A 22185-nucleotide genomic window follows, 5' to 3' on the forward strand; every position below is an offset into this window, starting at 1 on the left:
TGTAACAAGTCTAGGATAGATAGATGGCGCGCAAACAGACGAAACAAGACGCTGAGATCGATGTAGTTGAGTGGCTGCGAAAGCTGCCGAAGGTCGAGCTGCATCTGCATCTCGAAGGAACGATTCAGCTCGATACGCTGCTGGAGTTGAGCAAGCGGCATGATGCGGAGCCGCTGACCGCAGAGGTGGCGAAGAAGCTTTATGTCTACGAGAATTTTCTTGGATTCATGGATTCGTTCAAAGCGGTTTCGGCTCGTCTGGTGGGGCCGGATGACTATGAATTGATTACTTACAACATGGTTCGGGACCTGGCGGCACAGGGGGTGGTGCACGCCGAGGTGTACGTCTCTTTCGGGATTATCTATTTCTGGAAGAACGCCGAGGTGGAGCCTTACGTCGAGGCGATCGAGCGTGGGCGGGTGCGGGGCGAGAAGGATTTTGGCACGACCATCTACTGGTTGATCGATGCGGTGCGGCACTTTGGGGCGGAGGAGGCGGTGAAGGTGTTTCGGAAGGCGGCGGAGTTGCGGAAGCTTTATCCGCGCATCGTTGGGATCGGGATCGGCGGGGATGAGGAGCGGGGCAGCGCGGATCTCTTCAAGGAGTCGTACGCGGAGGCGAAGGCGGCCGGACTGCGGCTGACTGCTCATGCGGGCGAGACGATAGGGCCGGAGAGCATCTGGGCGGCGATTAACATCGGCGCGGAGCGGGTGGGTCATGCTCTGTCGGCACAGCATGATGCCGAGCTGCTGGAGGTGCTGGCGGAGAGACAGATTCCGCTGGAGCTGAACGTGACCAGCAATATTCGGACGGGCTGTTGCAAGAGCTTCGACGAGCATCCGGTGAAGCACTACTTCGAGTCGGGGCTGATGGTGACGATCAACTCGGACGATCCTCCGATGTTCGGGAGCAATCTGCTGGAGGAGTACGTTCTGGTGCAGAACCGGTTTGAGTTTTCGTTAGAGCAGATGCGGGAGCTGGCGGCCAATGCGGTGGAGGCGAGCTTTCTGCCGCCGGAGCGAAAGCTCGAGCTGCTGCGACAGGTGGAGCAGTACGGGTACTGATTCGGGGGAGCCCCCCTGGGGGGTATTTCCAGCTAAAATACTCATTCCACATGGCTTATATAAATCGCCCTTTCGCAAAATATTCATTCCAAAAGGGTTACGTTTAAATTCCTCTAAGCAAAGGGGTTATGGGTTTGTGTCTCTCCTTTTAACAGGTGAAGCCCCGGAGTTGGCCGGGGCTTTTATGATCTGTTTCCAGTATAGCGGTTTGACCATAACTAATACGCCACGCGAATCTGCTGGATTGGCGCGGGTTTTGGGGACACTGGGGCTTGACAAGATTTCTCGCGGCGAAGGAAGCCGGAATCATTCGGCGGCTGGCTGCGCGTCGGCCGCTTATCCGGCCGGTCTGCCCGGATAAGCACGCATGCATCATAGTGTCGCTCTCTACTGACCTTCGTCTGGGGAGGCGGAGAGGGAGTTTTGGTCTTTTTTCTCTTCTTTCTTCGAATAGGAGATTTTCGTTGTGACGATCTTTCCATTGAATGCAAACGGTGCCTGGTCGAAGTAGTCGAGCGATACGGGCGAGCCGAGATCGCTGCCGATATCGAGGCAATCGTTCGCGGTGAAGGCCATCGCCGCGGTAATTGGTACTCGGCCTTGAGCTACAACCTGACCGTTGACCTTAAGCGTGATATCCAACGGACCACCACGTTTGGGCGAAGCGAGCTTCGATTCCACTTCGATCTTCGCCTTGCCGGTCGGTAGCTTGTTTGTCGCTGCGATTTTCGTCCGGCCGATCTCAAAGAGGTTGTATTCATAATGAATCACACCATCCTTCACATATAGAGAGAGGCCGCCGGAGAAGCCGCCGAGGGCGTAGAGAACGCCGTTAGCATTCTCGGGAACTTCTACTTCCATGCTGATAGTGTTATCGAACTTTCCGATCTTCGGCGCCGCGAACTCCGGCATCCCCGTGATGGGACCGCTGAAGTTCCACTCCGTATACGGCGTGGAGGGCCCATCTTCCGGATGGAACACTGGCGTCCACAGACCTCCGCCGATGGGCAGGTTCTGGTTCTTGGTGGACTCGACCAGAAAGAGGTTCTTCATGTAAGCGACCCTCTCCGGCATCTTCGCTGCAAGATCGTTGGCTTGAGACCAGTCTTCATCCAGATTGTAGAGTTCCCATACATCATTCTCCGGGTTCCACTCCCCGATGCCCTTGGGTAGTCCCGGCATCCACGGAGTTCGGGGGCCGAAGGTATCGGCGAACCAGCCATTCTGGTAGATGCCACGGCTACCCATGATGTCGAAGAACTGGGTAGTCTTGCGGCCTTTCGCTGTTGCGTCGCCAAAGGTGTAGACCATACTGGTGCCGTCGATGGACATCTGATCGATACCGTTGACTACGCGTGGCGGCGTGATGCCGACTGCCTCATAGATCGTCGGCACGATGTCGGTGACGTGATGGAACTGCGAACGAGGGGTGCCGTCGTGTTTGATCTTTGCCGGCCAGGAGACAGCCATCGGCTGGCGTGTGCCGCCGAAGTGTGCAGCGACAAGTTTGGTGGACTTGTAAGGTGTCCCACCCGCCCAGGCCCAGCCCGCGTTATACATGTTGTCGGTCTTTGCGGAGCCGATTACATTAAGCCCGCCAAGTTCATCGACTGTCTTGATGTGCTGCTGAATCGTGGTCGGGATGCCGTTCTGTGCGAGCAGTTCAGAGATGGTACCGTTCTGACCTTCGGCCGAGGCGCCGTTGTCACCCCAGATGTAGAAGATGAGCGTGTTGTTGAGCTTTCCTTCCTGCTCGATCTCGTCGATGACGCGTCCGGCGTTGTAGTCGGCGTGTTCCGCAAACCCGGCGAAGACTTCCATCAGGCGGCGTTGGAAGGGTTTTTCGCTCTCCGGAATGGAATCCCATGAGGCCATTGTCGGGGGGCGTGGGGTGAGTTGAGCGTTCTGCGGGATCCAGCCCATCTCTTTGGCGCGCTTGAAGGTCCGCTCGCGATATTTATCCCAGCCGTCGTCAAACTTGCCTTTGTACTTGTCGGCCCACTCCTGGGGAACCTGGTGCGGACCATGCGCCGCGCCCGGCGCCCAGTACATGAGGAATGGCTTGTCCGGCGTGAAAGCCTGCTGTTCGCGCAGCCACTTGATGGCGTCGGTGGCGATGTCCTCGGAGAGGTGATAACCGGGATGCTCATACTCGTGTGGGTCGAGGACGGTAGTGTTGCGCACCAGACGGGGCTCATATTGGGAAGCCTCACCTGCGAGAAAACCATAAAAATACTCGAACCCATAGCCGGTCGGCCAATAGTCGAAGGGTCCCTTTGAGGTCGTCTGCTCAGCGGGCGTGTTATGCCACTTGCCCCAGGCACCGGTGTTGTAACCGTAGTCCTTAAGTACCTCTGCTACGGTTGCAGCCGACTTTGGGATCGTTCCGCTGAAGCCGTCGAAGTCGTTGGCCAGTTCGGCGATCTGGCCGTTACTAATGCGAGTGTGATTGCGACCACTGAGCAACGCCCCGCGTGTCGGCGAACACATCGCGGTGGAGTGAAAGCGGTTGTACGAGATCCCCGCCTTGGCTACACGGTCGAGTGTCGGTGTGTTGATTTCGCCACCGTAGGTTGAGGCCTGGCCCGGACCGACGTCGTCCATCAGGATGATAAGGATGTTCGGCGCGTCAGAGGGAAGGTGCTTCGGATCGACTCGTTTCTTGTAGACAGAGTCCTTCATCGTCAGCCCAGCGGTCGAGGCGGAGGGCGTGGGCGGGAACGGAAGGGATTCCTGCGCTCCCGCTGCGGACGAAAGAATCCCGAGCATGACAAGACAACTCCAGGATGCAGCCGAGATGCCGATTCGGAGCGGGCGGGTTGAGGTTACACTCGTTGTTTTTCCATTGCGGCTAAAGAGTTTGTACCTAGCGGCCATTTGCTATCCCCCGACGTTTACCCGCGCGAACGCTATCTTGAAGGAACGCGAGAGGTCATCGGACTTAGCGTAGAAGTGCCGCGTCGCGTCTTCTACTAGCAAAACTCTCAGTGTGAGAGGAAATATGGAGTGCCTGGTACGTGAGTGAGATTAGCGGGAGCTTCGTTATGGCTTGAACATGTAATAGACGCCGTCGGTGCCGGTTGCGGAGCGGAGAGCGAATCGCTTCGATGCGGGCTTGTCGTCGGAGAGGAGCTCGTAGATGTCGGAGAGAAGCGGGTAGGTTCCTGCAAAGTAGGAGTGCGCGAGGAAGTCACTTGCGACGGCGGAAGCATCGATGCTCTCGACATCCGGGAGGACGAGTACCGGGATGCCTCCCGCTCTTGGGTATTTGTGGAGCTTCGCCGAGGCCGCGAGTGCTTTGTCTTTGGAGGAGGCGTAGAGAGTGATGTGATCGGAGACCAGGCGCAGGGCCGAGGCGAGTTGACGGAAGGTCTCGGCATCGATGTCGGGCGCGGCCAGCACGAGGTGGTGCAGGAGGGGATGGGCTTGCGCGGGGCGGTCGTAGCTTAGGGACTTGAGGGCGTCGCATACCGCGCGATTGCCCATGCTGTGGGCGATGAGGTGAATCTTGTTTGCGCCGCTGCGAGCTTCGAGAAGACGCAGGAGCCGCTCGAGATGGCTTGCGGTCCAGCCAACGTTTGCGGCGTCGCTGGCGTAGTCCTCGAAGGTGCCGTTGGAGGGCCAGCTGTAGAGGATGGGAGCTCCGATGAAGCCGAGATCGAAGGCGAACTGACCGGCACGGCGAGCTGCGGTGTCGAAGTCGACGTTGTAGCCGTGGACGAAGATGAAGGCGTCCTTGGCCGGCGAACTGTCGACTCGTTTCTTGACGCTTTCGAAGAACGCATCTTCCTCGAGAGTGGTGACCACCTGCAGGACGATATGTTTTTCGGGGTTGGGGCGGAATTCAAAACGCAGGAAGGAGGGAGACTCGAGTTCCCCGAGCTTGTGGGTGGCTGGGATGCTTACGGTGCACTCGCCGTAGCGGAGGGCTTCGTCGGAGGAACGTTTTGCGGTGAAGGTGTAGCCTAGCTTTTTGTCGTCTTTGCGTTCACGGTCGGTCGCGTAAAAGATCTGCACGGCGGTGCAGTTGTGGGGGAGTTTGACTGGGGCGGGCGGAGGTGGAGCGGCACCTCCGCGCGAGGGTGGTGAAGTGGCGCCTCCCGTCGAGCGTGTTGGGGCGGTTATGCGCGAGGGTGGTGGAGCGACGACGGGGGACGAGGGTGGTAGCGCGGTGACAACCACGCGAGGGAGAAGGCTTTCGGGGCGGGGCAGGAAGACTGCATCGCGCTGGTCGGTGGGGAGAAGTCCGGTGAAGGTGAAGTAGTCGTACTGCTGTTGTTGTTCCTGCTGCTGCTGTTGTTGCTGCTGTTGCTGTTGCTGCTGTTGTTGCTGTTGTTGTTGTTGCTGCTGTTGCTGTTGTTGCTGTTGTTGCTGACGCGGGGCATTGGCGAGGATGACGCCGGAGAGACCTTCGGCGAGTGAGCGTGGCGTCTGGAGCTCTCTGTTGCTGGTGAGGATGAGCGAGACCTGTTGCTGCGCTCTGTCGGCTCCCGATTGACTATGGCTGTTGACGGTGATGAGCCTGGAGAATAAGGCTTCTGTCATGTCATAGAACCGGGAGAGCGAGTAGCCACTCAGGAGCGACACTACGGGTTTATATTCCCAGCCGGACTCGTCTGCGACGAACGGCTTGAGAGCGACAAAGAGGAGGTTCAGGACGTACCGTTCGAAGTCTGTTTGATCCATTTGCAACTCCTGCACGCGGTCTCAAAATGCGCGAAGACATTATGCGACGATCTCCGCATTGTGGGATAGTCATGGTCTTCCATTCACGGCCTTCCACAACCGCAGATCCCCTTCGGGGATGACAAACAAAAGAACAGACAACAGCAAAAGCACCGGTCCTCTGTGGCGGAGCGACGATCTTATGGTTGATTTTTCGCGAGGAGCGTTTCGACTTCGGCGTGGAGACGGGCAGTGATGGCGGCTTCGGAGTCGTCTGGGGCGAAGCGAATGGGTTGGCCGGTGCGCACCTGGAGGGCGCCGGAGCGAAACCAGCGGCGTTTGCGGGTTTTGAGTTCGCCTAAGCCTTGGATCGCCATGGGCAGAACCGCTGCGGAGGATTGTTTTACGAGCAGACCGATTCCGGGGCGGAAGGGGGCGAGCGTGCCGTCGGGGGAGCGGGTTCCTTCGGGGAAGACGACGACGTGGAAGCCGTGGTCGAGGGCGTTGCCGGCGTGGGCGAAGCTGCGCTGGAAGTCGCGCAGGCGCGGGAGGGGGAAGACGTTGAAGAGGGCTGTGAGGAGGAGCCAGGTGGGCGGGCCGAGTGGGTTGAGCCAGCGGGGATGCTGGTTGCGGGCGTGGCGGAAGTCTTCGAGCATCTCGCCGGACATGGCTACGGCGGTGCGGAGGCGGATGGGGCGTGGGAGGGCGTAGAGGAGGAGCGGCAGGTCGTAGGCGGTGACGTGGTTGGCGATGATCAGGAGTGGTTCTGCTGGTTGCGGAGCGGGTGATTGCGGAGCTTTTGCTGGATGCGGGGTAGTTGGAGGGACGAGGGGTGCGGCTAGAAACCAGACCAAGGGTTGGGCTACGAACTCTACGAATGCGGAGCGAATCCAGCGGATAGGGAGCGACCAGGGCCAGTGTGGATAGAGGTAGTGCGTGGCGGCTGGAGAGGTTCTGGGTTCGGGTGGTGGAGTGGCTTCGGATCTCCGGGGAGGCGTGGTTGCGGTGGAGATTTCGGTGGATGGTGTGTCGTTCGACGGCAGTGGCTGGATTGGCTCGAGTGACTCGTTGCCGGAGTGAATGAGGAGCTGGCGTAGTTGGTTTAGCGTCTCGGCGTGGTCGAATTGGTCTTGCGGGAGCGGGGTGCCGAGACGTTGCTCGAGGGCGTCCTGGAGTTGGACGCGGCCGAGGCTGTCGAGGCGAAGGTCTTCGGCGAGGCGGAGGTCTTGATCTTTGGCTTCGGGACTTTGGGCTTCGGGATTTTGGGGTAGCTCGGCGGGGAGGCCTTCGCCGGTGATCTGGGTGATGAGGGTGAGGAGCCAGTCGGTGGATGGGAGTGCGGATGGCGATGTGGCTGCGCTTCCGTTGTTGGCTTCCCTGCTGGTCAGCCAGGTGGCGACGGCGGCGCGTTTGATTTTGCCGGTGGAGGTGCGGGGAACGTCGGGTTCGGGCCAGATGGCCCAGCGGCGGATGCGCTGGAACTCGGCGAGGCGGGTGTTGGCGCGTTGGAGGATGGCGGGGGCGTGGTCGGGGGTAGTGCGCAGGGCGAGGACGGCGCAGGGTTCGGGGCCGGTGGGGGCTTCGATGGGGACTACGGCGCAGGCGGCTACTTCGGACTCGGACTCGAAGGCGGCTTCGAGGTCTTCGGGGTGGAGGTTGACGCCGGTGGCGGTGACGATGGTTTCGCTTTTGCGGCCGAGGAAGCGGAGTTCGCCGGTAGGCTGGGCTTCGGCGAGGTCGCCGGTGGCGAGCCACTCGTCGGTGCGTTGCTGGAGGGCGCCTGCGGACCAGGTGGCGGGGGAGATCATGGGGCCGCGGACGAGGACCTCGCCGTCGGGTTGGATCTTGACGTCGCGGCCGGGGAGGGGCTTGCCCATGGTGCCGCGGGCTACCTTGAAGGGATGGTTGAGGGTGATGAGGGCGGAGGTTTCGGTCATGCCATAGCCCTGGACGAGGACGAAGCCGAGGGCGTTCCAGAACTGCTCGATGGGTGCGGGGAGGGCGCCTCCGCCGGTGACGAAGGCCCAGAACTTGAAGCCGAAGAGGGAGTGGATGTCGCGGAAGCGCCACCAGCGCTTTTGTGCGGAGATGCCTTGGGCGGCTGCGAGGCGTGCGGTGAGGTTTGGGTGTTCGGTTTCGAGGTGGGTCTTGAGGAGGGCCAGGACGCGGGGAACTCCGGCGAGGACGGAGATGCGTTCGCGGCGGATGGTTTCGATGAGGCGCGGGGCGGTGAGGCGGGATTCGAAGTGGACCTCGGCGGCGAAGATGGAGGGGACCCAGAGGCCCATCATCTGGCCGAAGACGTGGCTGAGGGGGAGGGTGTGGAGGAAGCGGAGAGGGTGGACGATGCGCTCGTAGCGCATGTAGGGTTGGGCGGCGTTGCGGATGGGCTCGAAACTGGCGAGGATGTTGCCGTGGGTGTGGACGATGCCTTTGGGCTCGCCGGTGGTGCCGGAGGTGAAGAGGATCTGGAGGGGTGTGTCGTGGGAGAGGGTGGGGATGGCTTGATCTGCCGTTACTGTGGGGGGGAGGGTGGTGGGCCAGTCTTCGAAGGAGAGACGTGGCCAGTCGTTGGGGAGGGTTTGGAGGAGGGTGGCGTCGCCGACGATGAGGGAGGGGCGGACGTCGGAGGCTACTCTGGCGGCGAAGTCGGGGGTGCCGTAGGCGTCGAGGGGCACGGCGATGACGCCGCGAAGGATGCAGCCGTAGAAGGCGGCGACCCATTCGGCGCTGTTCTGCGCCCAGAGGATGAGGCGGTCGCCGACCTGGAGGTTGCGCGCGGCCAGAAGTGCGGCGAAGCGTTCGGCCAAGGTGGCGATTTCCTGGTAGCTGGTGGCTTTGCGGCGGTTGCCGGTGTACTGGACGATGGCTGTCTGGTGGCCGAAGCGACGGAAGTCATCAAGGAGTACGGCCAGGTGGGGGCGGGTGGGCATAGGCAGTCAGCTAGACCAAGATAACCTATGCGGCAAGTGCGCCCTGCGCGGGCGGCGGCCACTTCGTGGCGGGTGTACCCCTTCGGTTGGCGCTCCCGTTGGTCGCGAGGAGGATCTTGTGCCGACCATCGGAAGGCCAGGGGCGAAGCCGGTATACACGTCACGAGTGACTTAGCGGCCCGGAGGGGCGGGGACCATGACGGCGCCGGGGTCGACCTTGGGGATGCCAAAGTGTCCGCTGAGGTGGACGAGGTCGAGGGGGCGGAGTTCGCAGGCGATCTGGATGACGCTCATGTCGCGAGCAGAGCGGTTGAGTACGGTGACGCCGGTGATGTCGGGGCCGGCGAAGTGGAGCCAGAGATCGGTGACAGTGTTGCGGGGCTGAGCGGTGTTGGCGGAGTTCTGGTTGGCGTTGACGAGATGCTTCCAACCGGCGGCGTTGTAGGAGGCGATAATGGCGTCCATGGCCTCAGGGGTGTAGAAGGCCGGGCGGGGGTAGCGGTAGTTGTCGACCGAGATGCCGGTGAGCGCGGCGGGGGCGCGGTTGGCGTCGAGGCCGTTGGACTCGAGAAGATTCTGGGCGATCTGGATCATGCTGCGATCGAAGCTGAAGGAGGTGTGGGTCGCGGGCTGATCCGCGAGGTTCATGAGTGCACCCTGCAGGTCGAGGGGTGGAGGCGGCGGACCGGCGGGTGGTTGCGCGATGGCAGCGGTAGAGAGGGCGAGGGCTAGGAGGATGGGATGCAGTTTCATGGCGAAGAACCCCTGGCTGGATTAGACACCGTTTCCAGGCCCGAGTTTCCCTGATCAGAAGTATTATTCGGCGATCGTGGATACGCAAGCGGGAACCAGGGGCGGGTTCGCTATTCGTCCTGCAGGGTGTAGATCCAGAGTTCGGCACCGTGGTCGGCGCGGGCGGGAACGGCTAAGTAGAGGCGGGCGAAGCCTTTTCTGCCTTTGCCTAAATACCCGCCGGTGCGTGCGCCGAGGGCGGTGGGCAGCTTGGCGAGGAGGCTGTAGTGATCGGGATCGACCTGCTGGAAGACGCTGAGGGAGCCTTCTCCGCCGGGGACATAGATGCGCTTGCGGGTGGAGTCGAAGTAAAGATCGTCGGAATCGCGAGCGGCGGGTAGGGCGGCGACCATGCGGCCGGTGGCGGTATCGAAGACGACCAGGCGGGCGGGGGTGCGGGTGGCGACGAATAGCCTGTGGCCGGATTCGTCGAGCGCCATGGGAAAGTTGCTCTCGAACTTCAACGGCCAGCGTGAGATGGCGTGGGTGCGGCGATTGATGACGGCGATCTGCTTGAGATCGGGGAGGTTGACATAGATCTCGGGGCTGGAGGAGGCGAGCTGAAAGGACTCTGGGTGCGCGCCGAGTTTGAACTCTTCGGGGAGGCGTTGATTAGAGGCTGCATCGACCATGGCAATGGCACCGGTCTTTTCATCGCCGTAGCCGACGTAGACGCGTTTGTCGGCGGGGTCGTAGCGGAGGTTGTCGACGTCATCGCCGAAGTCGAGAGTGGCGAGAAGCGCGAAGGTCGAGCCATCGTAGATGTAGAGCTTGCCCTGGTCGCTTCCCACGAAGAGCTTGTTGGTCTCGGGCGAGTAGACCACGCCTTGCGGATGGGGGATGCCAGAGATGGTATGAGTGACGGCCTGGCCGCTGAGGTTGACGATCTCTTCGGTGTTGTTGCCGAGGGCGGAGACGAAGAGCCGGTTGTGCAGAGGATCGATCGCAAAGTGGTCGATGCGGCCTGAAACGTTCGGCAGAGGAATGGCTCCAGTGAGGATCAGCGGAGGAGCGACGAGCGAGGCGGAGTTCTGTTGAGCACGGAGATAGAGGGGCAAGGCCGTGATCAGTGCGAGGAACAGAGCAGAACGGTATGGATTTCTCATTTGCTTTTTTCCATTTTCTCCGTCGCAAAGTTGGCCTATTGGGGTGGGCGGGGGGAGAAGTAGCCTTTTTGGGCACGGACCTTAAAGCGGGGGTCGTTGGCCTGGAGGTAGATGGTGCGGAAGGAGCCGTCCATGCGGAGGTCGGCGGGGCGGTAGACGAGGTGGTACTGGCTGCGGAGCTCTTCTTCGATGTTGCGGAAGCCGATGGCCACGTCTTCGAGCTTGACGGGGTAGAAGGCCTGGCCGCCGGTGGCGTCGGAGATGGCTTTGAGGACGTCGTCGCCTTTGTCTTTGCTGGGGCTGATGTTGGTGGAGATGGTGTAGACGATGGTGTCGGCACGCTGACACATCTTGATGGCGTCGGACTCCTGGACGCGGGAGTAGTTGTCGTCGCCGTCGGAGACGAGGATGAGGGCGCGGCGGACGGCACCCGTCTCCTGGAGGGGGAGCATCTGGTCTTTGCAGGTCTTATAGAGGGCGTCGAAGAGGGCGGTGCCGCCGCCGGGACGGAGCTTGCGGATGCCTTGATTCAAGAGATCGACGTTGTTGGTGAAGTCCTGGGCTACGTCAGTTTCGATGTCGAAGCCCTCGACGAAGGCGCGGTCGTTGAGGTGGAGGATCTGGAGGAGGAACTCGATGGCGGAGTCCTGTTCGAACTGGAAGCGCTGACGGATGGAGCTGGAGGTGTCGAGCATGATGCCGACGCGCAGGGGGAGATTGGTCTGCTGGGTGAAGCGGAGGACGGCGGTGGGAGGGCGGCCGTCGTCGAGGAGGCCGAAGTTTTCGCGCTTGAGGCCGGTGATGAATTTACCGTGCTTGTCGATGACGGTGAAGATGAGGTTGACTTCGTTGACCTGGACTTGAAGGGTGGTTACGGGCTCGTCGATCTGCGGGCTGGCCTGGCCGGACTGGGCAGGAGCTTGCGACGGCGTTGCGGCCGGCTGTTGGGAGGCGGTGGGAGCCGGAGTAGCGGGCGGTTGAGCAGATGGTGCGGGGTTTGTCGCCGGGCTGGGTCCTGAGTCGGTTTGAGCGTTCAGAGGCGTGGCGGCGAGGATGAGAGAGAGCAGAAAAACGGGGAGTTTGAGGCTAGAGACTTGGTTCATTCGGTTGGGCGCGGTCACTCGGATGATTCTACTCAATTGTGGACGAATTCGCGCGAATTGCTTGCAAAAACGACTCAAGTTCGACAGGGAGCGGGGATGCGAGATCCATCGGTTTGCCGGTCTGCGGATGGGTGAACGAGAGATGGGCAGCGTGGAGGAAGTTGCGCTCGAGATTAAGAGCGGGGTCGAGGCCGGGGATGGCGTGGGGAGCTCCGTAGAGCGTGTCGCCGACGACGGGATGGCCGAGGGACTGGGCATGGACGCGGATCTGGTGAGTGCGGCCGGTTTCGATGCGGACCTCGACCATGGTGAAGGGGCCATAGGCAGTGGTTAGACGTTCGAGGACGTGGAAGTGGGAGACGGCGGTGCGGCCGTCGGCGCGGCGTGTGGTCATGCGGGTGCGGCGGATGAGGTCGCGGGCGATGGGTAGGCTGACGGTGGTGTCGTCTTTTTTTACGTGCCCGTGGAGGAGAGCTACGTAGGTTTTGGTGACCTGGCGGCGGGAGAACATGTCGCCGAGCTTGCGGTGGGTGCTATCGTCTTTGGCGACGAGGATGAGGCCGCTGGTGAGCTTGTCGAGGCGATGAACGATGCCGGGGCGGAGGTCGCCGCCGACGTCGGAGAGCTTGGCGAAGTGGAAGAGGAGCGCGTTGACGAGGGTGCCGCGGTTGCGCGCGTCTTCGGTCGCGCCGGAGCCGGCGTGGACCATCATGCCGGCGGGTTTGTTGATGACGGCGAGGTACTTGTCTTCGTGGAGGATGTCGAGGGGGATGTCTTCGGGGATGGCGTGGAGGGGCGCGGGTTGGGGGGAGCCTTCGATCTCGATGGACTCGCCGCCGTGGAGCTTTTGTTTGGGCTTGGCGGGGTTGCCGTCGACGCGGACCTGGCCGGCTTCGATGAGGAGCTGGACGCGTGCGCGGGAGATGTCGGGGAGGGCCTGGGCGAGGTAGAGATCGAGGCGCAGGTTGGCTGCGGCAGGGTCGGCGGTGAAGGTGCGGACTGCGTCGGAGTCTTCTTCGACTTCGTCGAACTCGACGACGGGGACTGAGGGAGGGATGGTCTCTTCTACGCCTCGGGTGGCGCGGTACTCGGGTTTTACGGTGCGGCGACGCTGGCCCTTGGGGAGCATGTTCTTAGACGGCATGGGAGACCAGCTTTCTTGGCAGCAGCAGGATGATGGCCGCTACAACGATCATACCGAGAGCGATCCACTGAATGGGGTCGAGGAGGATGTAGGGGGAGGTGGTGGTGTACGGGTAGGGCTGGCGGAAGAAGGTGAGGAGAAACTGGAGCGTGCCTGCGGCGGCGAGGGCCAGAGAGACAGCGTCTCCGGGCTGACGGCGGTTTTTTAGCTGCTTTAGGAGGATCAGCGTGAGGGTTGCTGCGGCGATGGCGGCGTAGAGCGCGACGGGGTGGAGGCGGGTGTGGCTCGGCGGGATGCGGATGCCCCAGGGGAGGGTGGTGGGGAGGCCGGCGTCGCTGCCTTCGGCGAAGTGTCCGAGGGCGAGGAAGGCCCAGACGAGCGAGGCGCAGGGACTCCAGGCGTCGAGGGTGTCGAGGAGCGGGAGGTGGCGGATGCGGAGATAGATCAGCGCGGCGAGAAGCGTGAGGAGGATTCCGGTGGAGGTGAGGGAGGGTACTGTGAGTAAAAGGATGGGGTAGGCGAAGAAGTTGTGGAGATTGGTGGCGATGAGAAGGATGCGGGAGAGAGCAAAGGCGCAGAGAAGAGTGAAGAGGCCGGCGTTCCAGAGCTTGTCGGGGTCGAGGCCGACGATTGCGGCGGTGCGGAGACTGAGTGTGAGGGCGGCCATAAGGCCAAGGGCGGCGAGAACTCCAAAGGTGGGAAGGAGGAGGTGGCCGGAGTGGAGAAGGTAGGGGTGCACGTTCTGAGGCGGATTCGAAGGTCTGGTTCAAGGGGTGGTGCGAATACGGAATTAAAAGAGCAAGCAACAGCAACCGCAGATCCCTACGGGATGACAAACAAAAGAACAGGCAACAGCAACGGCAATGACGACTGCCTTGCAACCGCAGATCGTGGCTTCATTTTAAATGCGGATTGGTTGGACAGATCTGAAGAAAAGAAGACCGACCCACTGGGCCGTACGTCGAAGCGCTGGTGAACCCGTCCTAAGACGGCGGGACCTTGCCGTGGCTCTTTAGGCGTTCCTGACTGGAGGACTGCACACCGAACCATGTCTACGAGCCAGGCCCCTGTTCAATGAATGTTGGTTCAACCAGCGTTGTTCGCGTACCTGCTTTGCAGGCCGGAGTTCTTAACTTGGATGCTAACGGTAGGGCCGGAGAATGGCAAGTCGGCCACGCCGGGAGCGGTGCATCTCGACGAGGGCGTGGAATTTATCATGAGGATGGCCAAGCCCGCTATCAGCGGGGGTCAACTTGTCCTAATGGATTCGATTGGTCGGTTCGGGATCCCAGGGTTGCGTTTGTCAATGTCTTCGCGTGACTCAGGGATGCGCTAAATCCTGGTCAGCACAAAAATTTGCCGGTATGAGGGATTTCCGTCCCTATTCCTGAGTAATTTTTCAGTAAGGCCGGGTAAAGACCTAGAAATTCGCCCTGTGACACGAACAAATAGCCGGTTCATCTCTCGCTTCATCATCCATTTGTGAAAGCCAAGGCTCTCATTGCTGAATTGTTCAACCTTCCATCCGTGCAGATTGCCGAACAGGCTTGGTTCGGGGAAATCGGCTTCCATATGCTCCTCGAGCCACTCCGGAACTTTGAGATTGTTGTCCAGGTACTCCTGGCGCAGGGCTCTGTCGGAGTCGTGGGCCTCTTTTCCGCAAGGGAATCCAAAGATCACGAGTTTGTCGGCCACCCGGAGTGCTTCGCTGATCACCTTCATTCGGACAGGCGGAGGTATGTGCTCCAAAACATCCGAGGCGAGCACAATATCAAAGGATCTATCACCGAGAGGTAATTCAGCAGCTGATGCTGCCAGCTGAGTCATTGGCCACTGTTCTTTATCTGCGAAAGCGAGGTCACACCCGGTAAACGGGACTTTACGAAACGTTCCAATACCAAATGGCCCGGATCCGATTTCCAGCAGCGTTCCACTTTCAAGAAGACCATGTTTCTTGATGGTGCGAAGGATAGGGAAATAACGTGCAGCCCAATTTAACAGAAAGCCTCCAAGGGTCCCTTAAGGTTATCACCTGCTCTATCCAGCTTTATAGGGAACTCGAGTACCCGCGGTACGATCAGCCGACTTTGCGGTCTTCGAGGAGTTCGTCGAGGAGGTGGGACAGGTCGCCGGCGCGGGAGCGAAGGGACTGCTGGGAGTTCTGCAGGCTGCCGGCGAGGTTGTCGCTGCGGTCGCGGGCGCAGCAGAGCTCGTCGGCGATGTTGAGGGCGGCGAGGACGGCTACGCGGAGCGAGTCGACGGTATTGCCGTGGGAGGCTACGGCGCGCATCTTGGCGTCGACGACGGCGGCGAGTCGCTCGATGTAAGCGGGGTCGGTGCCGCGGAGATGGTAGATCTGATCGTAGATTTCGACGGCGATGGACTGGCTCTGCGTGGGCTCGGCGGCGGGCTGTTGAGTGGCCTGGGGGGCTTCGCGAGCCTGCGCTTCTAGAGTCTGGTTCATCGGGTCTCCTTGCGGTGAGGTTTAGAGGAGTTCGTCCATCTGCTGGAGCATCTTTTCGACGCGCTGGCGGACGGCTTCACGCTCTTTGGTGAGTGTGGTGAGCTCGGATTCGACCATGGTGGAGAGGCTTTGCTGCTCGGCTAGCTGAGCGCGGAGGGTGGCGACTTCGGCTTCGGCGGCGGCGCGGGCTTCGCGTTCGCGTTTGACGACTTCGACGGCGCGGAGGACTTTTTGTTCGAGGGCCTGGAATTCATCGATGCTGATGTTGGAGCTAATGGTGGAGGTGCTCATATTCTTTTCAGTATAGACGGCGGAGGGGTGGAATTTTGCTGGGGAAAACGGGGTGGAATCTATTTGGGTGCGTGTTTTTTGCGGATTAATTTGTGATTGAGGTGGAGTGGCTGTTTTTCCCGGGGGGTTTTGCGCTTTTGGGTGGTTTTGGTGTGGTGAAGTTGTGGTGTGAGTGTGGTGGTTTGCTGGTGAGATTGTGGGGTTTCGCCGCGTGTTTTTGAGTGATGAAAAATGTGACAGGCTTTTGAGATTTATTTTTTTGGGAGAGACTGTCCTGCCGGACGGGCCTCCTGCGCGGAGCGCGGCCACTTCGTGGCGGGTATACCGGTCTGGGTGAGAGCAGCCGCATGGGTCCTCCCGTTGGTCGGAAGAAAGATGATCTCGTCCGGCAGAACAGTGGGTGAATCGATCAGCTTGTTTTGGCGGGGCTCTCTGCGCCGTCGCGGATGGTGCCGCCGAGGGCGGTGAGGGCGGCGATGATGCGGGTCCACCAGTCGGTGAGCTCGTCTTCGCGGAGAGTGCGGTCGTTGGACTGGAAGACGGTGCGGAGGAGGAGCGAGTAAACGCCCGGGTATCTCTTCGCGTCGCGAAAGACTTCGATGGGCTTTAGGCTTTGGAGTTCGGGGATGGCGAGAGCGTGGATTGCAGAGGAGACGGCTTGCCATTGAGTGGCGTCTGGAAAGACGAAGGAGAAGTCGCGCTCGACGGCCTGGTAGCGGGAGATGTCGTGGGCGGTGACTTTTTTTAGGGGGAGCTCGTAGAGGGCGGTGAGGTCGAGCTGCGCGAGGTAGAGGGGCTGGCGTAGCTTGCGGGTTTCTTTTTGCGTGTGAACCAGTTCTCCGAAGTGGGCGATGGGGTGGTTGTTTACGAGCGCTGTGGCGCTGCGGCCGGGCTGGAGCCAGGCGGGGGCGGCCGCCGAGAAGCTAAGCGGCTGCATCGACGAAATGCGGGGGTCTCTCCGCTCCGGCGGCAAAAGCGCCGCCTCCGGTCGAGATGACGATTCTCTCTCTGACGCTGGAACGTGTGGGGGTAAGGTGTCCTTTGCTGCGCTCAGGTCGAAGAGAGAGAGGAGGGACTCGATGGCGCCTTTGAGCTCGAAGAAGGGAGCGTCCTCGGCGGAGTAGAGGTTGGAGTATCGGGCTGAATTGGTCGTGAGACCGAGGGAGAGTTGCGGGGACTCGTGGACTTCGGAGATGTAGTTGCCGTCGGCGGGGATGGTGCCGGTGAAGACCTGGCCCTGCTCGAAGAGGCGGACCTCGCGGACGTCGCGGTTGAGGTTGTGGGCGAGCATGGTGACCATGCCGGGGATGAGGGAGGGGCGCAAGAGAGAGGCCTCTTCGGAGAGTGGGTTCTCCAGGGGGACGGTTGCGCGGGGAGTGGAGGAGAGCGGTCGTCCTTCGGACGATGCCCACATCTCAGAGTCGAGATGTGGGGCACCCGGACTTTTGAGCGGATTCAAATTCTTTGTGGGGTAGAAGAGGTCGGAGTCGTGCTGCGAGGCGAAGGTGCTGGAGATGGATTCGCTGAAGCCGAGGGCGAGGAGGCGGGTGCGGACGGCGGCTTCTTTGGCCTGCGTTGGTTCCGTCATGACTACCGCGGGGGCGGGGAGGGTGTTGGCGAAGCGGTTGTAGCCGTAGACGCGGGCTACTTCTTCGATGAGGTCTATCTCGCGCTCGAGGTCGAGACGCCAGCTGGGAAGTTTGGTGGAGTAGAGGTCTAGTCCTTGCAGGAGGAGCTCGCAGCCGAGGGAGGTGAGGTACTGGGCGACGATCTCGGAGGTGATGCCCTGGGGGTCGATCGTGGTGCCGAGGTGGCGTTGGACTTGTTGGACGGAGAGCTCGATGGGGGGACGGTTGGCGGTGCGGGCGGCTACGTCGGGGTCGATGAGGTCGATGAGTTCGCCCTCTAGCTTTCCGTTTCCCTGGGCTTCGGGGCCACCGCTCTGGGCGCCTCCACTCTGGAGGATGAGCTGGGTGACGAGGGCGTTGGCGATGGGGGCTGCGTTGAAGTCTGCGCCGCGCTCGAAGCGGTGGGAGGCGTCGGTGTGGAGGCCGTGGCGGCGGGAGCTGCGGCGGACGGTGGCGGGGTCGAACCAGGCGGCTTCGACGAGGATGTTTTTAGTCTCGGGGGTGATCATGGAGTCCCAGCCGCCCATGACTCCGGCGAGCGAGAGGGCTTTTTTGTGATCAGCGATGACGAGGTCGTCGGCTTCGAGGGTGCGGTCGGTGCCGTCGAGGAGTTTTAGTTTTTCTCCCTTGTGGGCGAGGCGGACAACGATGCCGCCTTCGATCTTGTCGAGGTCGAAGGCGTGGGTGGGATGGCCCATGCCGAGGAGGACGAAGTTGGAGGCGTCGACGGCGTTTGAGATCTGTTTCTGGTTGAGGAGGGTGAAGTAGTCGGCGACGTGGGCTGAGCTGGGGGCGATGGTGACGTTGCGAATGACCTGCGCGGTGAAGCGACCGCAGAGGCCTTTGGCTTCGGGGGCGATGCGGATGGAGAAGGGCTCGTCGACCAGGGTGCCGATGGGGAGCTTTGTGTTGAGGGGAGCCAGAGGCAGGTTGTAGATGGTGGCGGCTTCGCGGGCTATGCCGTAGTGGTTCATGGCGTCGACGCGGTTGGTGGTGATGTCCATCTCGAAGAGGTGGCCGTTGGCTTTTCCATCGGTAGGGCTGCCGAGGGAATGGATGCCTTCTACGGCGATGCCGCGGAGGGTTAGGTCTTCGGCGAGTTGGTGATCATCGACCGGGATGTTGGGGACGTAGGTGCGGAGCCATGGCGTGATGATGTTCATAAGTTAGCGAGTCAGCAAGTCAGCTAGTTAGCGGCGAGTCACCTAGCCGGCGGACTGTTTGGTTTCCTTGGGCTTTAGGGTTTTGAGTAGGCCGTTGATCATTCTGGCTACTTCGTTGCAAAGTTCGAAGAGATCTTTTACCGCGTCTGGCGGAATGAGATCCAGATCGTGGCAAAGCTGAATCTGCGTTTCAAGTTCGTAGAGCGAGCCCCGCGCCTGCGCGAGAAAAACTCGGAGTAGATGGTCGCTGAGCCTGCCATGTCCTTCTGCAATGTTACTGGGAATCGAGACGGCAGCGCGCCTCATCTGGCTTTGCAGGCCGATGATTTCGCTCTTTGGCAGAGTTGCTGTTTGGCAGTAGACCTGTTTCGTCAAAAACATTGCCTTCTGCCATACGAGAAGCTCTCGGAAATGCCTAGTTCTCATCGCTTGCCTCTTGCGGACTGGAAAGACATCTCCTGATAGGAGGAAGCGCGTCTACGTTGTAACCGCGGGCCGTGCCGCACATATTCGAGATTCGGGAGTTTCATGTTGGACGGTTTTAGTCTAAATGTTGCGGATGTAGGGGGTGGTTTCGGCAAGGTAAGTAAGGCGCGAACCTGTGCAGACTGAGATTGTTCTGGATGGAGTGGACTCAAAAAAAACTTATTCTTTTTGCGACAATTCGGAGCACAATGACGGGCATGAGGACACTCACGCTGAGCACGCTGCCGTGGAAGGGACTGCTGGTGTGGGGGATCTTTGGTTTTGCGTTTGCGATGATTCCGCTCGCCTTTGCACTGACGGGGGATGACCTAAACAAAACGGCCTCCGGGTTTAAAGAAGCGATCGAACGAGGAGATGTTTACCTGATCTGTGTGGCACTGGTTGGAGATAGTCTGGGACGATTCGTGATGATCCGCAAGAAGACGATCTGGGACGTATTGTCGGTTGGTTTTGTGATCGCGTACACCGTCATGGTTTCGTTCGAGTTTGGGGTGATCAGCACGATGCTCCATAGCGAGACGACGAGGGCGATGATTCCCGACGGCCGGGTTCAGATGCACAGCTGGTACTACGGGATTGGGGTATTGATTCTTGGGAGCGCGGCCGCGATAAGGACGGCGGACTGAGATGGCGTGGATCGATTTCAAGTCGGGGTTCGCGCTGGTGGGGTCGCTGGTTGTGCTGGCGGGAAGCCTTGATTCGCGAATGAGAAAGCGGAAGGAGAAGCCTGAGGATCCAGAGAATCCGCGAGAGCGGCCGAAGCCTGAGACGCCTCGTGACTCTGACAAACCTCAGGCGGTATGGGTTCCTACAGCTGCTGACATGAAGACAGGGCAGGATGTTGAGCCCTCAAAGCTCCTTGACGTATCACAGACACGGAATCCCAAGTAAGCCTGACTGGTAGCTTGATTGACGAGATTCGTCTCGTTGAAAGAGATCCCTTTTACTCGCGCGATCTGATGATTCGCTTCTGGGGTGGCTTGCCCGACGCGAGGTATCCGGTGATGATTGCTGGGTGACCTGGGAGATTTGTGATGCGGCGAGTGGTGGCGGGTTTTTTGATGGTTGCTGGATGTGCTGTGGCTTGGGGGCAGTCTTCGAGTTGGCCTGCGGGGGCGGAGCATGCGGTGGTGAAGCTTTGGCCGAAGGGGGTTCCGGGTGCGGCTGCTACTGCGACGGGGCCGGAGGCGGACACTTCGACGGCGGCGAGCGAGAAGATTGCGGGAAGGCCGGTGGTGCGGTTGGGGAATGTGTCGGTGCCTACGCTGACGGTGTATGAGCCGAAGGTGGGCAATGGTGCTGGGGTCGTGGTGTTTCCGGGAGGTGGGTACAGCATTCTGGCGATGGATCTGGAGGGGACCGAGGTTTGCGAGTGGCTGAACTCGCGAGGGGTTGCGTGCTTTCTGCTGAAGTATCGGGTGCCGGGGACGGGGCCTTATCCGAAGTCGGCTGCGGCGCTTGAGGATGCACAGAGAGCGGTGGGGATGGTGCGGGCTCGGGCTGGGGAGTGGAAGGTTGATCCAAAGAAGATTGGTGTGCTGGGGTTTTCTGCTGGCGGGCATCTGGCGGCGGCAGTGAGTACCCACTATGAGACGAGGCTCTACGCGAAGGTGGATTCGGCGGACGAGTTGAGTTGCAGGCCGGACTTTGCGGTGGTGGTGTATCCGGGGGAGATGGCGGATGCGGAGAATGGGATGAAGTTCAGTGCGGATATTCCGGTGACCAGAGATACGCCGCCCACGTTTCTGGTGCAGGCAGAGGATGATACGGTGCATGTGGAGAATGCGGTGGACTACTTTCTGGCGTTGAAGGGCGCGGGTGTTCCGGCGGAGCTGCATGTGTATGCCGAGGGTGGGCATGGGTATGGGCTGCGGCGAACCAAGCTTCCGGTGACGGGGTGGCCTGATCTGGTAGAGGAGTGGATGAAGACGATTGGAGTGACGCCGGGAGCGCAGTGAGAAAGCTGCCTGAAGACACTCGCGCCTGAGTGATCGCGGCGAGAGTCTTGTTGAAACGCACAAAAGTTGTGATGGAGAGGCGGGGCGGTCAACTGTGCAGAGCGACGCGGGGCTGGTGGTTGAGGGAAGGCTCATGGAGGGTTGCGGGTTTCTTCTTGCCGAGGCGCTGGCCCTGGCGGATGAAGGGCTCTTCCACGCAGAGGCAGAAGAGCCACGCGAGGAGGAGGGTGGCGGCGAGGTAGAGGGGAAACTGCACCCAGGGGGAGAGGGTGTTGCGCAGGGAGAAGGTGAGGGCGAGCAGTACGGGGACGTGGATGAGATAGAGGCTGTAGGAGACTCTGCCGAGGAAGCGCGGGATGGACGAGAGAAGGAAGCGCTGGACTGGCGGGGCGTTGAGGCCCACGACGATGAATCCGATCGCTCCTGCGGCTACGAGCCATTCGGTTGCCGTCATGGTCCAGGGGCGGCGGAAGTTCCACAGGAAGGGGACGCTGAAGTTGTAGAGGGCGAAGGAGAGGGCGGCGATGCCGAAGCGAATGGTTACGGGCAGAGAGCGGAAGCGGGCAGAGATTGTCTTGAGGTGCCGGGCGAGGAGTATTCCGAAGATGAAGAAGGCGGTGTAGTGAACGGTTCTCAAGAGGCCGGTGGTTTGATCGGCATCGGGATGGAACAAGACTACGAGGAACGTGGTGAGCGATAGAGCGAGGGCGAGCAGGAGAGCGATGCGGGTTCGCAGGCGAAGGATGAAGTAGGCGAGGAGGGGGAAGATGATGGAGATTCGCATCTCGATGATGAGGGACCAGATGACGAAGTTGAACTGCTGCCAGTTGTAGATGCCGAGGAAGGCGATGTGCTGGAGGACGAGGGTCCAACGGACTGGCTCGGACCAGAAGGGTGCGGCCCAGGCGCCGCGGGCGTGGTTGCCGTGCCAGATGGCGGCGCCGGCGATGGAGAGAATCAGGGCGGCGAGGTAGGGTCCGTAGATGCGCAGGATGCGGCGAGCGAGGAAGATGGGATAGGGCTGGCCTCGGCCCAGAAGGTAGGGGAAGGAAAGGACCAGGCCGCTGAGGACGAAGAAGAGCATGACGGCTTCGTGTCCTGCGTAAAGGGGATAGAAGAGCAGCGTGAGATGAAGGCGGTGCCAGAGGGGTCCGTGCGTGGGCCAGGGCCAGGCGGGCCACATGAGAACAAAGTGATGAAGAACGACGGCGAGGGAGGCCAAACCGCGGAGCGAGTCGAGCTCACGCAGCCGAGGTTGCGGGTCGGCGCCAGCAGGCGCTGTGGGCGTTGATGGCTGGCCGGTTGATGAAGCGATGGCCACGGAGATTTCCTCGCGGTGCGCGAAGAGAGATCGGCACAGAGACGGTGACGAAATTACAACTGCGGGG

At 60.8% G+C, this 22185-nt stretch carries 18 protein-coding genes and 1 other RNA gene; 4 read left to right on the forward strand and 15 right to left on the reverse strand.

Going from position 1 to position 22185, the window contains the following annotated elements; genetic code table 11:
* The first annotated feature begins 23 nt into the window (after window positions 1–23).
* Window positions 24–1064, forward strand: a complete 1041-nt coding sequence (add, locus tag HDF12_RS20555; RefSeq protein ID WP_179586488.1) for an adenosine deaminase — start codon at window positions 24–26, stop codon at window positions 1062–1064.
* 387 nt (window positions 1065–1451) lie between these two features.
* Here the strand turns inward: add and HDF12_RS20560 are convergent, their stop codons facing one another.
* The 14 genes from HDF12_RS20560 to HDF12_RS20620 all read right to left on the reverse strand — a co-directional run bounded on the left by HDF12_RS20560 (window position 1452) and on the right by HDF12_RS20620 (window position 18779).
* Window positions 1452–3833: an arylsulfatase gene (locus tag HDF12_RS20560; RefSeq protein WP_179586490.1), complete on the reverse strand. Its 2382-nt coding sequence runs from the start codon at window positions 3831–3833 to the stop codon at window positions 1452–1454.
* Window positions 3834–4106: 273 nt separating this feature from the next.
* The gene (locus HDF12_RS20565) at window positions 4107–5750 is read right to left on the reverse strand and encodes an alpha/beta hydrolase (protein ID WP_179586492.1); all 1644 of its coding nucleotides are present in this window, start codon (window positions 5748–5750) and stop codon (window positions 4107–4109) included.
* Between the two features lie 179 nt (window positions 5751–5929).
* Window positions 5930–8662 (reverse strand): AMP-binding protein, encoded by a 2733-nt coding sequence (locus tag HDF12_RS22705; RefSeq protein ID WP_179586494.1) that lies wholly within the window; start codon window positions 8660–8662, stop codon window positions 5930–5932.
* Window positions 8663–8833: 171 nt separating this feature from the next.
* Complete coding sequence (locus HDF12_RS20575) at window positions 8834–9415, reverse strand: hypothetical protein (protein WP_179586496.1); 582 nt, start codon at window positions 9413–9415, stop codon at window positions 8834–8836.
* A gap of 110 nt (window positions 9416–9525) precedes the next feature.
* A complete protein-coding gene (locus HDF12_RS20580) occupies window positions 9526–10560 on the reverse strand; it encodes a YncE family protein (protein WP_179586498.1) in 1035 nt (344 codons plus the stop codon).
* 35 nt (window positions 10561–10595) lie between these two features.
* Window positions 10596–11663 carry a VWA domain-containing protein gene (locus HDF12_RS20585; RefSeq protein WP_179586500.1) on the reverse strand — a complete coding sequence of 356 codons (1068 nt, stop codon included), beginning with the start codon at window positions 11661–11663 and terminating at the stop codon, window positions 10596–10598.
* Window positions 11664–11691: 28 nt separating this feature from the next.
* The gene (locus HDF12_RS20590) at window positions 11692–12807 is read right to left on the reverse strand and encodes an RluA family pseudouridine synthase (RefSeq protein WP_179586502.1); all 1116 of its coding nucleotides are present in this window, start codon (window positions 12805–12807) and stop codon (window positions 11692–11694) included.
* Window positions 12797–13546: a prolipoprotein diacylglyceryl transferase family protein gene (locus HDF12_RS20595; RefSeq protein WP_179586504.1), complete on the reverse strand. Its 750-nt coding sequence runs from the start codon at window positions 13544–13546 to the stop codon at window positions 12797–12799. Before HDF12_RS20595 ends, HDF12_RS20590 begins: the two co-directional genes overlap by 11 nt.
* Window positions 13547–13746: 200 nt before the next feature.
* A non-coding RNA gene (ssrS, locus tag HDF12_RS23030) (6S RNA) lies at window positions 13747–13932 on the reverse strand.
* A gap of 207 nt (window positions 13933–14139) precedes the next feature.
* Entirely contained in the window at window positions 14140–14634 is a 495-nt protein-coding gene (locus HDF12_RS20600) for a class I SAM-dependent methyltransferase (protein WP_179586506.1), read from the reverse strand.
* 250 nt (window positions 14635–14884) lie between these two features.
* Window positions 14885–15271, reverse strand: a complete 387-nt coding sequence (locus HDF12_RS20605; protein ID WP_179586507.1) for a cell division protein ZapA — start codon at window positions 15269–15271, stop codon at window positions 14885–14887.
* Between the two features lie 21 nt (window positions 15272–15292).
* Window positions 15293–15562, reverse strand: a complete 270-nt coding sequence (locus HDF12_RS20610; RefSeq protein WP_179586509.1) for a hypothetical protein — start codon at window positions 15560–15562, stop codon at window positions 15293–15295.
* Between the two features lie 409 nt (window positions 15563–15971).
* Window positions 15972–18353: a phenylalanine--tRNA ligase subunit beta gene (locus tag HDF12_RS20615; RefSeq protein ID WP_179586511.1), complete on the reverse strand. Its 2382-nt coding sequence runs from the start codon at window positions 18351–18353 to the stop codon at window positions 15972–15974.
* A gap of 42 nt (window positions 18354–18395) precedes the next feature.
* Window positions 18396–18779 carry a four helix bundle protein gene (locus HDF12_RS20620; protein WP_179586514.1) on the reverse strand — a complete coding sequence of 128 codons (384 nt, stop codon included), beginning with the start codon at window positions 18777–18779 and terminating at the stop codon, window positions 18396–18398.
* A gap of 257 nt (window positions 18780–19036) precedes the next feature.
* Between HDF12_RS20620 and HDF12_RS20625 the strand changes: the two genes are divergently transcribed.
* The 3 genes from HDF12_RS20625 (at window position 19037) to HDF12_RS20635 (ending at window position 20797) form a co-directional block, all read left to right on the forward strand.
* A complete protein-coding gene (locus tag HDF12_RS20625; RefSeq protein WP_179586516.1) occupies window positions 19037–19465 on the forward strand; it encodes a hypothetical protein in 429 nt (142 codons plus the stop codon).
* A gap of 1 nt (window position 19466) precedes the next feature.
* On the forward strand, window positions 19467–19730 hold the full coding sequence (locus tag HDF12_RS20630) for a hypothetical protein (protein WP_179586518.1): 264 nt from the start codon (window positions 19467–19469) through the stop codon (window positions 19728–19730).
* Window positions 19731–19873: 143 nt separating this feature from the next.
* Entirely contained in the window at window positions 19874–20797 is a 924-nt protein-coding gene (locus tag HDF12_RS20635; RefSeq protein ID WP_179586520.1) for an alpha/beta hydrolase, read from the forward strand.
* An 88-nt stretch (window positions 20798–20885) separates the two neighbouring features.
* Here the strand turns inward: HDF12_RS20635 and HDF12_RS20640 are convergent, their stop codons facing one another.
* Entirely contained in the window at window positions 20886–22118 is a 1233-nt protein-coding gene (locus HDF12_RS20640) for an acyltransferase family protein (RefSeq protein WP_179586522.1), read from the reverse strand.
* Window positions 22119–22185: the final 67 nt, after the last annotated feature.

It is taken from the genome of Tunturiibacter gelidiferens (assembly GCF_013410115.1).
Classification (GTDB): Bacteria; Acidobacteriota; Terriglobia; order Terriglobales; family Acidobacteriaceae; genus Edaphobacter; species Edaphobacter gelidiferens.

Bases quoted from the DNA above. Each gene is read 5' to 3' on its own strand.
- HDF12_RS22705 (WP_179586494.1), bottom strand. From the start codon at position 8,662: ATGCCCACCCGCCCCCACCTGGCCGTACTCCTTGATGACTTCCGTCGC.
- HDF12_RS20575 (WP_179586496.1), bottom strand. From the start codon at position 9,415: ATGAAACTGCATCCCATCCTCCTAGCCCTCGCCCTCTCTACCGCTGCC.
- HDF12_RS20620 (WP_179586514.1), bottom strand. From the start codon at position 18,779: ATGAGAACTAGGCATTTCCGAGAGCTTCTCGTATGGCAGAAGGCAATG.
- HDF12_RS20630 (WP_179586518.1), top strand. From the start codon at position 19,467: ATGGCGTGGATCGATTTCAAGTCGGGGTTCGCGCTGGTGGGGTCGCTG.
- HDF12_RS20590 (WP_179586502.1), bottom strand. From the start codon at position 12,807: ATGCCGTCTAAGAACATGCTCCCCAAGGGCCAGCGTCGCCGCACCGTA.
- HDF12_RS20635 (WP_179586520.1), top strand. From the start codon at position 19,874: ATGCGGCGAGTGGTGGCGGGTTTTTTGATGGTTGCTGGATGTGCTGTG.
- HDF12_RS20560 (WP_179586490.1), bottom strand. From the start codon at position 3,833: ATGCTCGGGATTCTTTCGTCCGCAGCGGGAGCGCAGGAATCCCTTCCG.
- HDF12_RS20565 (WP_179586492.1), bottom strand. From the start codon at position 5,750: ATGGATCAAACAGACTTCGAACGGTACGTCCTGAACCTCCTCTTTGTC.
- HDF12_RS20605 (WP_179586507.1), bottom strand. From the start codon at position 15,271: ATGAACCAGACTCTAGAAGCGCAGGCTCGCGAAGCCCCCCAGGCCACT.
- HDF12_RS20625 (WP_179586516.1), top strand. From the start codon at position 19,037: ATGAGGACACTCACGCTGAGCACGCTGCCGTGGAAGGGACTGCTGGTG.
- add (WP_179586488.1), top strand. From the start codon at position 24: ATGGCGCGCAAACAGACGAAACAAGACGCTGAGATCGATGTAGTTGAG.
- HDF12_RS20600 (WP_179586506.1), bottom strand. From the start codon at position 14,634: ATGACTCAGCTGGCAGCATCAGCTGCTGAATTACCTCTCGGTGATAGA.
- HDF12_RS20580 (WP_179586498.1), bottom strand. From the start codon at position 10,560: ATGAGAAATCCATACCGTTCTGCTCTGTTCCTCGCACTGATCACGGCC.
- HDF12_RS20585 (WP_179586500.1), bottom strand. From the start codon at position 11,663: ATGAACCAAGTCTCTAGCCTCAAACTCCCCGTTTTTCTGCTCTCTCTC.
- HDF12_RS20610 (WP_179586509.1), bottom strand. From the start codon at position 15,562: ATGAGCACCTCCACCATTAGCTCCAACATCAGCATCGATGAATTCCAG.
- HDF12_RS20615 (WP_179586511.1), bottom strand. From the start codon at position 18,353: ATGAACATCATCACGCCATGGCTCCGCACCTACGTCCCCAACATCCCG.